The following is an 11,021-nucleotide window of genomic DNA, read 5'->3' on the forward strand; positions in this document are numbered from 1 at the left end:
CCGTTCGAGCCGGCCGCGACGATCGCGTCGGGCCGCTCCGTGCCGGCCGTCGCCAGCGCGGCGATCGCCTCGTCGTAGCCGCTCACCACGATCCGCAGATCGGCGCGCGCGGCGTATTCGTCGGCCAGGTCGCGAAACAGCGCGCGCAGCCGGCTGATGCCGACCGCCCAGATGCGCGGGCGAAGGGGCGGGGCGGGATCGGGCGTCATGGCGGCTGGGATCGATGGCGATCGACGGAAGCGGGCGTGCATTATCGCCGTTGCATTTCAAATTTGAAATCGCGGGTTTCCATAATGAACTCGATTTCTGTCGCGCCGAATCGCATTTCGATTGCGAATCAGCCACTTAGCGCCGAACATCGAGGCTGGCCCGGGTCTTGCACTATCCAGCGGCAACGACACATGTCAGGAGACACTCGATGGGCAGTTCCCCGCTTTCCAGCGCCGGCGCGAGATTCCGCGCCGCCGTCGCCGCCGAATCGCCGCTGCAGGTGGTGGGCGCGATTACCGCCTACGCCGCCAAGATGGCCGAGGCCAGCGGCTTCAAGGCCGTCTACCTGTCGGGCGGCGGCGTGGCCGCCAATTCGCTCGGCATGCCCGATCTCGGCATCAGCACCATGGACGACGTGCTGATCGACGCGAACCGCATCACCAACGCCACCGATCTGCCGCTGCTGGTCGATATCGACACCGGCTGGGGCGGCGCCTTCAATATCGCGCGCACCATCCGCTCGTTCATCAAGGCCGGCGTGGCGGCCGTGCACCTGGAAGACCAGGTCGGCCAGAAGCGCTGCGGCCACCGGCCCGGCAAGGAATGCGTGCCGACCGCCGAGATGGTCGACCGCATCAAGGCGGCGGTCGACGCGCGCACCGACGATCAGTTCGTCATCATGGCCCGCACCGACGTGGCCGCCGTCGAGGGGCTGGACGCGGCGATCGAGCGCGCGCAGGTCTATGTCGAGGCCGGCGCGGACATGATCTTCCCCGAGGCGATGAAGACGCTCGACGATTACCGTCGCGTCAAGGCGGCGGTTCAGGTGCCGATCCTCGCGAACCTCACGGAATTCGGCTCCACGCCGATGTTCACGCTCGACGAACTGCGCGGCGTGAACGTCGATATCGCGCTTTACTGCTGCGGCGCGTATCGTGCGATGAACAAGGCGGCGTTGAACTTCTACGAGACCGTGCGCCGCGACGGCACCCAGAAGGCCGCCGTCCCGACCATGCAGACGCGCGCGGAGCTGTACGACTTCCTCGGCTACCACGCCTACGAAGACAAGCTCGACGAACTGTTCAGCCAGGGCCGGCACTGAGCCGCCCGAGCCGCCCGAGCCGCCTGTTGCCAGGCAACGCAAACCAAGAACGGACCCTCCACCCGGATCAGGAGTACATCAGATGAGCGAGACGAAAGACGCGGCCCCGGCCGCAGCGGGCGGCTTCAAGCCGAAGAAATCGGTGGCGCTGTCGGGCGTGACCGCCGGCAACACCGCGCTGTGCACGGTCGGCCGCACCGGCAACGATCTGCACTATCGCGGTTACGACATCCTCGACGTGGCCGAAACCTGCGAGTTCGAGGAAATCGCCTACCTGCTGGTGCACGAAAAGCTGCCGTCGCTGGCCGAACTGGCCGCCTACAAGAGCAAGCTGCGCGCGATGCGCGGCCTGCCGTCCGCGCTGAAAACGGCGCTGGAGGCGATTCCCGCCTCGGCGCACCCGATGGACGTGATGCGCACCGGCGTGTCGGTGCTCGGCACCGTGCTGCCCGAGAAGGACGATCACAACCTGCCCGGCGCGCGCGACATCGCCGACCGCCTGATGGCCTCGCTCGGCTCGATGCTGCTGTACTGGTATCACTGGTCGCACAACGGCCGCCGCATCGAAACCGAAACCGACGACGATTCGATCGGCGGCCATTTCCTGCACCTGCTGCACGGCAAGACGCCGTCGAAGGCGTGGGTCGATGCGATGCACATCTCGCTGATCCTCTACGCCGAGCACGAATTCAACGCGTCCACGTTCACGACGCGTGTGATCGCGGGCACCGGCTCCGACATCTATTCGGCCATCACCGGCGGGATCGGCGCGCTGCGCGGCCCGAAGCACGGCGGCGCGAACGAGGTGGCGTACGAAATCCAGAGCCGCTACCGCGACGCCGACGACGCCGAGGCCGACATCCGCCGCCGCGTCGAGAACAAGGAAGTCGTGATCGGCTTCGGCCATCCGGTCTACACGATCTCGGACCCGCGCAACAAGGTCATCAAGGAAGTCGCGCGCAAGCTGTCGAAGGAGGCCGGCGACACGCGGCTGTACGAGATCGCCGAGCGGCTCGAATCGGTCATGTGGGACGCCAAGAAGATGTTCCCGAACCTCGACTGGTTCAGCGCCGTGTCGTACCGCCAGATGGGCGTGCCGACCGCGATGTTCACGCCGCTGTTCGTGATCGCGCGCACCTCCGGCTGGAGCGCGCACATCATCGAGCAGCGCGTCGACAACAAGATCATCCGACCGAGCGCCAACTACACCGGGCCGGAAGACCTGAAGTTCGTGCCGATCGAGCAACGCTGATCGTGCCCGGGGCGGCCCACGGGCCGCCCTTCGTTGAACTCCCCGCAAGCCCAGAACATGAATACCGCCAATCGCAAACCGCTGCCCGGCACCGGGCTGGATTATTTCGACGCGCGCGCCGCCGTCGAGGCCCTCGCGCCCGGCGCGTGGGACACGCTGCCCTACACCTCGCGCGTGCTGGCCGAGAACCTGGTGCGCCGTTGCGAGCCCGCGCGGCTCGACGACGCGCTGCGCCAGTTGATCGAACGCCGCCGCGACAGCGACTTCCCGTGGTACCCGGCGCGCGTCGTCTGCCACGACATCCTCGGCCAGACCGCGCTGGTCGATCTCGCCGGCCTGCGCGACGCGATCGCGGCGGGCGGCGGCGATCCGGCCAAGGTCAATCCGGTGGTGCCGGTGCAACTGATCGTCGATCACTCGCTGGCCGTGGAATGCGGCGGCTTCGATCCCGATGCGTTCGCCAAGAACCGCGCGATCGAGGATCGCCGCAACGAGGATCGCTTCCACTTCATCGACTGGACCAAGACGGCCTTCGAGAACGTGGACGTGATCCCGCCCGGCAACGGCATCATGCATCAGATCAACCTGGAGAAGATGTCGCCCGTGATCGGCACGCAGGACGGCGTGGCCTATCCCGATACCTGCGTCGGCACCGACAGCCACACGCCGCACGTGGATGCGCTCGGCGTGATCGCGATCGGCGTGGGCGGCCTCGAAGCCGAGAACGTGATGCTCGGCCGCGCGTCGTGGATGCGGCTGCCCGACATCGTCGGCGTGGAGCTGACCGGCGAGCGCCAGCCCGGCATCACGGCCACCGACATCGTGCTCGCGCTGACCGAATTCCTGCGCCAGCAGAAGGTGGTGGGCGCGTACCTCGAATTCCGCGGCGCCGGCGCGGCCAGCCTGACGCTCGGCGACCGCGCGACGATCTCCAACATGGCGCCCGAATACGGCGCCACCGCCGCGATGTTCTTCATCGATGGCCGCACGCTCGACTATCTGCGCCTGACCGGCCGCAGCGACGAGCAGGTCGCGCTGGTCGAAACCTACGCGAAGACGGCCGGCCTGTGGGCCGACAGCCTCGCGAACGCGCAGTACGAACGCACGCTCGCGTTCGACCTGTCGACGGTGGTGCGCAACATGGCCGGCCCGTCGAACCCGCACAAGCGGCTGCCGACGCGCGAGCTGGCCGAGCGCGGCATCGCCGCGCCGCACGAGGACATCGCCGGGCAGATGCCCGACGGCGCGGTGATCATCGCCGCCATCACGAGCTGCACCAACACCAGCAACCCGCGCAACGTGATCGCGGCCGGCCTGCTGGCGCGCAACGCGCGTGCGCGCGGCCTGGCCCGCAAGCCGTGGGTGAAAAGCTCGCTCGCGCCCGGCTCAAAAACGGTCGAGCTTTACCTGAAGGAAGCGGGGCTGCTGGCCGATCTCGAAGCGCTCGGTTTCGGCATCGTCGCGTTCGCCTGCACCACCTGCAACGGCATGTCGGGCGCGCTCGACGCCGATATCCAGCAGGAAATCGTCGCGCGCGACCTGTACGCCACGGCGGTGCTGTCCGGCAACCGCAACTTCGACGGCCGCATCCACCCGTATGCGAAGCAGGCGTTCCTGGCCTCGCCGCCGCTGGTGGTGGCCTACGCGATCGCCGGCACGATCCGCTTCGACATCGAGAACGACGTGCTCGGCGAGGATGCCGACGGCCAGCCGGTCAAGCTCGCCGACATCTGGCCCGACGACGCCGAGATCGACGCGATCGTCGCCGCGAGCGTCAAGCCCGAGCAGTTCCGGCTGGTGTACGAGCCGATGTTCGCGCGCACCGAGCAGGCGGGCGCGAGCGTCGCGCCGCTCTACGACTGGCGGCCGCAAAGCACCTACATCCGCCGCCCGCCGTACTGGGAAGGCGCGCTGGCGGGCGAACGCACGCTGGCCGGGATGCGCGCGCTGGCGGTACTCGGCGACAACATCACCACCGATCACCTGTCGCCGTCGAACGCGATCATGGCCAATAGCGCGGCCGGCGAATATCTCGCGAAGATGGGCGTGCCCGAGGAGGATTTCAATTCCTACGCCACCCATCGCGGCGATCACCTGACCGCGCAGCGCGCCACGTTCGCCAACCCCACGCTCGTCAACGAGATGGCGGTGGTGGACGGCGCCGTGAAGAAGGGCTCGCTCGCTCGCATCGAGCCGGAAGGCAAAGTGGTGCGGATGTGGGAGGCGATCGAAACCTACATGGAGCGCAAGCAGCCGCTGATCGTGGTGGCGGGCGCGGATTACGGCCAGGGCTCGTCGCGCGACTGGGCGGCCAAGGGCGTGCGGCTCGCGGGCGTGGAGGCGATCGTCGCGGAAGGCTTCGAGCGGATCCACCGCACCAACCTGATCGGGATGGGCGTGCTGCCGCTCGAATTCAAGCCCGACGCGAACCGCCTGACGCTCGGCATCGACGGCACCGAAACCTTCGACGTGATCGGCGAGCGCAAGCCGCGCGCCGACCTGACGCTGGTGATCCACCGCGCCAACGGCACGCGCGTGGAGGTGCCGGTGACATGCCGGCTCGATACGGCCGAGGAAGTGTCGATCTACGAGGCGGGCGGCGTGCTGCAACGCTTCGCGCAGGATTTCCTCGAATCGTCGCAGGCGGCGTGAGCGTCACGGCCGGCGCGTGCGCCGGCCCATTGCATCGGGCGGGGCGGCTGCGGCCGCCTCGCGTTCGGGCGGCCCGCACGCCGCCCTCGTCATTTCAGGAAGCATCACCATGGCCCACGTTCCCCAAATCCGGATTCCCGCCACCTATTTGCGCGGCGGCACCAGCAAGGGCGTGTTCTTCCGGCTGGACGACCTGCCGGAAGCCGCCCGCACGCCCGGCGCGGCGCGCGACGCGCTGCTGCTGCGCGTGATCGGCAGCCCCGACCCGTACGGCAAGCAGACCGACGGCATGGGCGGCGCCACCTCCAGCACCAGCAAGACGGTGATCGTGTCGCGCAGCACGCGGCCCGGTCACGATGTGGATTACCTGTTCGGCCAGGTCGCGATCGACAAGGCGTTCATCGACTGGAGCGGCAACTGCGGCAACCTGTCGGCGGCGGTCGGGCCGTTCGCGATTTCCGGCGGGCTGGTCGAGGCGTCGCGGGTGCCGGAAAACGGCGTGGCCGTGGTGCGCATCTGGCAGGCCAACATCGGCAAGACCATCGTTGCGCATGTGCCGATCACGAACGGCGAGGTGCAGGAAACCGGCGATTTCGAACTCGACGGCGTGACGTTCCCGGCCGCCGAAGTGCAGCTCGAATTCATGGACCCGGCCGCCGACGAAGACGGCGCGGGCGGCGCGATGTTCCCGACCGGGCATCTGGTGGACGACCTGGAGGTGCCCGGCATCGGCACGCTGAAGGCCACCATGATCAACGCCGGCATTCCGACCATCTTCGTCAACGCCGAGGCGATCGGCTACACCGGCACCGAACTGCAGGGCGCGATCAACGGCGACGACGCCGCGCTCCAGCGCTTCGAGACGATCCGCGCCTACGGCGCGCTGCGCATGGGCCTGATCCGCTCGCTCGACGAGATCGCGCAGCGCCAGCACACGCCGAAGATCGCGTTCGTCGCGCCGCCCGCCGATTACGTGGCGTCGAGCGGCAAGGCGGTCGGCGCGAAGGATGTGGACCTGCTGGTGCGCGCGATGTCGATGGGCAAGCTGCACCACGCGATGATGGGCACGGCGGCGGTGGCGATCGGCACCGCCGCCGCGATCCCGGGCACGCTCGTCAATTTGGCGGCCGGTGGCGGCGAGCGCGAGGCGGTGCGCTTCGGGCATCCGTCGGGCACGCTGCGGGTGGGCGCGCAGGCCAGTCAGAATGGCGGCGAGTGGGTGGTCACCAAGGCGATCATGAGCCGCAGCGCGCGGGTGCTGATGGAAGGCATGGTGCGCGTGCCGGGGGATGTGTTCTGAGTGGTGTCGATCGATGTTTGAACGGCGCGGGGCGCGCTGCCCGCCCCGCCCGAATCCGGTGCGGCCCGCGTGTCAGGCCGCCGTTTCCTGCGCCAGTTCGGCGCGGTCGTCCCCGAGCCGGTTGATGGTGCCCTGCGCCACCGCCACCAGTCGCTCCTCCTTGCCGTTCACCACGAAGACATGACATTGGCAGGTGGCCTGATTGCGGCCGCCGTGCAGCAGCTTCGCGCGTGCCAGCAGGCGGCCGCTGGTGGCCGGGCGCAGATAGTTGATCTTGTATTCGCCGGTGACCACGCGCGGGCCGAGCGCGAGCGCGCCCGCGAAGGTCAGGGCGTTGTCGGCCAGATAGCTGATCACGCCGCCGTGCACGAAGCCGTGCTGCTGCCTGAGCTCGTCCCGGATCGGCAGGCTGAGCGCGACTTCGTCTCCGCCGATGGTCATCAATTCCGTACCGAGCAGCATGCTGAACGGCTGGGCGAGAAGCGCGCCGCGCGCGTGATCCACGATGTCCGTCATCGACCTTCCTTGGCAGTGGGCGGGGCCATGCCCCGTGCAACCGACAGGGGGCCGGCGCTTGCGCTTCACTCTAGGAAGCGCCCGGCCGATACGCAAGGAGATTCGCGGCGCGATGGCCGCTTATCCGCACCGCACGCGCGGCACGCGGCTTGCTTGACGGGCGCTGCCCGGCGCCCCGCGCTCAACGCGCGCCGGGCAGCGCCGCGTAGGCGGTGACGAGGTGGTAGGGCGTGGTGGACGGCAGGTCGGCGCGCGCGACCGCGCCGTCGGCCGTCTTGCATTCGAACCAGCCGCGCGGATGCAGGAAGCGCGCCGCGAAGCGTTCGGTCTGCACGGCCAGATCGGGCGAGCCGGGTTGCGCGCCGCGCGTGGCGAGCGCGCGCAGGTATTCGGTTTGCGCCCAGATCCGCTGGGTGGCGTCGAGGCACACGCCGTGCGCGTCGGTGGCCGCGCACACGCCGCCCGTGACGGTATCCACGCCATGCCGCTCCGCGAACCGGTACGCGCGTTCGAGCGCGTCGGCCAGCCCGGTCGGGGCCAGCCGCGCGCCGGCCTCGTGCACCAGATAGAACCATTCGAACTGGTGGCCCGGCTCGAAGCGGTTGCCTTCGCTGCCCAGCGGCAGTTCCGCGACGCAGCCGGTGCCCGGATCGACGAAGCGCCGCTCGACCGCCTGCGCGGTGCGCAGCAGGGCCGCGTCGAAGGCGGCGTCGCCGAACGCGCTGGCGGCTGCGAGCCACGCTTCGGTCAGGTGCATCAGCGGGTTTTGCAGCGGCGGGCCGTCGAGTCGCGCGAAATTTTCGGCGCGCGCGGCGTCGAGGCAGGCGTCGCCGGGGGCCGGCGCGAAACGATCCTCGATCAGCGCGGCGGTGTGTTCGGCACGCTGGCGCGCGTCGCGATTGCCGGTGGCGGCGAAATACGCCGCGCAGGCGAACACGATGAACGCGTGGGTGTAGAGATCCTTGCTGCGGTCGAGCGGCGCGCCTTGCGCATCGACGCTGTAGAACCAGCCGCCGTGTTGCCGATCGAGGAAGTTCCGGCACAATCCGTCGAACAGGGTATCCGCATGAGCCAGGTCGCCTGCGTTCGCAAACACGAACAACTGGCGCGCGCAGGCCATCGCGCGGAATCGCGTGACGGGCAGCGGGGCGTGGGTATCGGGCGCAACGGCCTCGAACGGAAGCCCCATCGACGGGTCGAACCCTGGCCCGCGCCACAGCGGCAGCACGATTTCCGCGAAATGCCGGCGCAAGTCGGCGGCCTGGTCGATGGCGGGGCGGGTAGCGGACATCATCAAAACTCGTTGGTCTATCAAGGTGCGGCGGCGCGCCGGCGGCCGGGCGAAGCGCCCGTGGCCGGCGTCATTGCGCCGACACAATAACAGGAAGGAGAGAACGCATGCTCAACAACTTCGAACTCATCATGCGGCTCGTTCTCGCGGCCGTACTCGGCAGCGTGGTCGGTTTCGAACGCGAACGGCTGTCGTGGGCCGCCGGCCTGCGCACCCACATGCTGGTGTGCGTCGGCTCGGCGCTGATCATGATCGTGTCCGCGTTCGGTTTCGCCGACGTGCTCGGCAAGCCGCAGATCGTGCTCGATCCGTCGCGGATCGCCGCGCAGGTCGTGTCGGGCATCGGCTTTCTCGGCGCGGGCTCGATCCTGATGCGCGGCGAGATCGTGCGCGGCCTGACCACGGCCGCGAGCCTGTGGTCGGTGGCGGCGGTCGGGCTGGCGGTGGGCGGCGGGCTCTACGTGGCCGCGATCGCGGCTACCGTGATCGTGCTGGTGATCCTGGCCGGCATCAAGCCGCTCGAAAAGCGCTACATCACCGTGCGCCAGCGCCGGCACATGGCGCTGCTGGTCGAGCGCGGCTCGCTGACCTTTTCGACGCTGCACGCGGCGCTCGGCACCGACAGCGCGCGCGTCAAGCAATTCATCGTGCAGCAGAGCGAGGAGCAGCCCGAATGCGACGACGTGACGATCTCGCTGGCGCGCGTCTCGTCGCTCGAATACGAGCGGATCGCCACGCAATTGCGCAAGCTGCCGGGCGTGCAGTTGTTCAAGGAACAGGAGGGTTTGGCCGGCGCGGAATGAGGCGGAACAAAGGCGCGTTGCGGGCGCGCCGCACTTCGCGCGGGACGAGCGGGCGGCCGTGCGACAATGCGGCCTTTCCGTCCCCGAGGCTGCTGGTTGCCGGGCATCCGGGCCGGCTCGCAGGCGATCGACATCGAGTGGTCGCGCCTGACGGGGCGGCGCGGATCGCGATGTCCGCGGCCCTTGCTCCATGATCGAATCCCGAGTGCCATCCCGTCCCCGTTCCCCCCGCTCTTCCCGTGCGACGAAGCCGGCTCGCCGGCGCAGCGCCGCCGCGGCCGCGAGCGGCGATTCGCCCGCGCGCGCGACCTTGCGTGTCGAGGGTGACGGCGTGGCGGTGCCGGCTTCCGTGTCCGCTGCGGTGGATGAAACGGTGGTGGCTGCGGTGACGGATGCGCAGGGCGAGCACGCGATCGACTTGTTCGGTGAAGTGCCGGCCGGTGGGCACGACGGGCAGGCGCGGAGTGCGGTGGCGGGGGCCGCCGAGCACGAGGCCGCCATGGAGGCTGTTGAGGCCTTGGCGCAGAGTTCGCAGCAAGGCAGCTTCGATGGCTTCGATCTGCCTGCCGAAGCCGCGACGGTGGAGGGGCAGGCGGCTCCGGTTGCTGTGCCGGCTTCGTCAACCGCCTCGTCGACGGCGAGCGACGCACTCGCGCAAGCCATCGCGAATACGGATGCCGTTGCCGAGGCGATGGCGCACGAAGCGGAACCTGCCGTCGATGTGACCGAAGTGGTCGCGGCGGTGCAGGAGGCGGTGGCGGGTTTGGCGGCTGCCGACGTGGCTGCGGCGTCGGGCGCTTCGGCCCCCGACGCCGTAGCCACGCAAGCCAAGGCAGGTGCCGCCAAGCGCGGTGGTGGCCGACGTGCCGAATCGGGCGCGGCGAAGCGCAAGGCCGCGCCGGCCGTGGCGGTGGACGCGAACGCGGCGACGCCCGCGCCGGTCACCGAGGCCATTCGCAAGCCGGCATCGGCCGTAAATCGGAGCCCGAGCCTCGCCGCCGAAGCCGCGCCCACGCCCGCCGAGGCGGCCCCTGTCATCGATCTCGACGCGCAACTGAATCCGCTGTCCGATCGCCTGCGCACGCTGCAGCTCGAAACCGTCGACCTGCGCCGCGCGGCCGACCGCGAGATGCGTCGCGTGAATCGCCTGCTGCTCGCGCTCGCGGCGGTGGTGCTGATCGCGATCGTGGCACTGGGCCTGCAGACGACGGCGCTGTCGAGCGCGCATCGCGACGCCGACGCACTGCAACGCCGGGTCGATCGCCTGACTTCCTCGCAGGAAACCCAGCAGGCCAATCTTGCTGCGATGCAACAGCGCGCCGACGAACTTGGCGTGCAGGTGCAACGCCTGACCAATCGCAGCGCCGTGGCTCCGCGCCCGCAACCGGCGCGTCGCGAACGCCGCCCTCGCTAGGTACAACAGGCTTCGACCCTGAAATGATCAAGCCGGCCGTCTTGCGACGCGCCGGCTTTTTTATTCGGGGCGGCATGCTGTGCGTCGGCATGTCGCGTCGCGTTTACCGCACAGAATGCTGCGGCGCACTAGATTTGATTGGGGAAAACCCTTAATATTCGTTCCTAGGGAAAACCCTGATCACCACTGCCCAGCCGGGAGCCGCACATGACCCTCATCTTCGCCCTGCTTCAAAAGATCGACGATCTGTTCGTTTCGCCGCATCTGCCGCTCGATCGCGACTACTCGTACGCTGCCCGCCACGCGGAAGCCGAGCGTCAGCGCAAGTCGCACATCTCGCGTTTCGGCCTGCTGCGCCGCTGATTTCCGCCGCATTCCTGCTGCCGTACGTTCGATTCGTGTCCCCGATGCGTCACGATTCGTCCCGCTGAAAACCAAGAAGCTCGCGCGCCGCATGACGGTGCGCGAGCTTCTTGGCATG

9 protein-coding genes and 1 pseudogene are annotated in these 11,021 nt (G+C 68.9%); 7 read left to right on the forward strand and 3 right to left on the reverse strand.

Annotated features, from left to right (window positions below; translation table 11 throughout):
- Positions 1–209, reverse strand: a pseudogene (locus ACYP33_RS25365) (propionate catabolism operon regulatory protein PrpR); the annotation flags it as partial.
- A gap of 209 nt (positions 210–418) precedes the next feature.
- Here ACYP33_RS25365 and prpB point away from each other — a divergent pair.
- From prpB to prpF, 4 genes are all read left to right on the forward strand, one after another.
- Complete coding sequence (gene prpB / locus ACYP33_RS25370) at positions 419–1,312, forward strand: methylisocitrate lyase (RefSeq protein ID WP_459624375.1); 894 nt, start codon at positions 419–421, stop codon at positions 1,310–1,312.
- Between the two features lie 82 nt (positions 1,313–1,394).
- Positions 1,395–2,564, forward strand: coding sequence for a bifunctional 2-methylcitrate synthase/citrate synthase (prpC, locus tag ACYP33_RS25375; protein WP_459624376.1), 1,170 nt, complete (start codon positions 1,395–1,397; stop codon positions 2,562–2,564).
- A gap of 57 nt (positions 2,565–2,621) precedes the next feature.
- Positions 2,622–5,216 carry a Fe/S-dependent 2-methylisocitrate dehydratase AcnD gene (gene acnD / locus ACYP33_RS25380; RefSeq protein WP_459624377.1) on the forward strand — a complete coding sequence of 865 codons (2,595 nt, stop codon included), beginning with the start codon at positions 2,622–2,624 and terminating at the stop codon, positions 5,214–5,216.
- Positions 5,217–5,325: 109 nt separating this feature from the next.
- The gene (gene prpF / locus ACYP33_RS25385) at positions 5,326–6,516 is read left to right on the forward strand and encodes a 2-methylaconitate cis-trans isomerase PrpF (protein WP_414448845.1); all 1,191 of its coding nucleotides are present in this window, start codon (positions 5,326–5,328) and stop codon (positions 6,514–6,516) included.
- A 72-nt stretch (positions 6,517–6,588) separates the two neighbouring features.
- Here the strand turns inward: prpF and ACYP33_RS25390 are convergent, their stop codons facing one another.
- Both ACYP33_RS25390 and ACYP33_RS25395 read right to left on the reverse strand, forming a co-directional pair.
- On the reverse strand, positions 6,589–7,032 hold the full coding sequence (locus ACYP33_RS25390) for a PaaI family thioesterase (RefSeq protein ID WP_414440497.1): 444 nt from the start codon (positions 7,030–7,032) through the stop codon (positions 6,589–6,591).
- A 181-nt stretch (positions 7,033–7,213) separates the two neighbouring features.
- A complete protein-coding gene (locus ACYP33_RS25395; protein ID WP_459624378.1) occupies positions 7,214–8,323 on the reverse strand; it encodes an AGE family epimerase/isomerase in 1,110 nt (369 codons plus the stop codon).
- 107 nt (positions 8,324–8,430) lie between these two features.
- Here ACYP33_RS25395 and ACYP33_RS25400 point away from each other — a divergent pair, with 107 nt between their 5' ends.
- The 3 genes from ACYP33_RS25400 (at position 8,431) to ACYP33_RS25410 (ending at position 10,903) form a co-directional block, all read left to right on the forward strand.
- Complete coding sequence (locus tag ACYP33_RS25400; RefSeq protein WP_414448847.1) at positions 8,431–9,126, forward strand: MgtC/SapB family protein; 696 nt, start codon at positions 8,431–8,433, stop codon at positions 9,124–9,126.
- Between the two features lie 310 nt (positions 9,127–9,436).
- Positions 9,437–10,540 carry a hypothetical protein gene (locus tag ACYP33_RS25405; protein WP_459624379.1) on the forward strand — a complete coding sequence of 368 codons (1,104 nt, stop codon included), beginning with the start codon at positions 9,437–9,439 and terminating at the stop codon, positions 10,538–10,540.
- Between the two features lie 207 nt (positions 10,541–10,747).
- Complete coding sequence (locus ACYP33_RS25410; protein ID WP_414440493.1) at positions 10,748–10,903, forward strand: hypothetical protein; 156 nt, start codon at positions 10,748–10,750, stop codon at positions 10,901–10,903.
- Positions 10,904–11,021 lie beyond the last annotated feature (118 nt).

Source organism: Burkholderia sp. 3C (assembly GCF_054589155.1).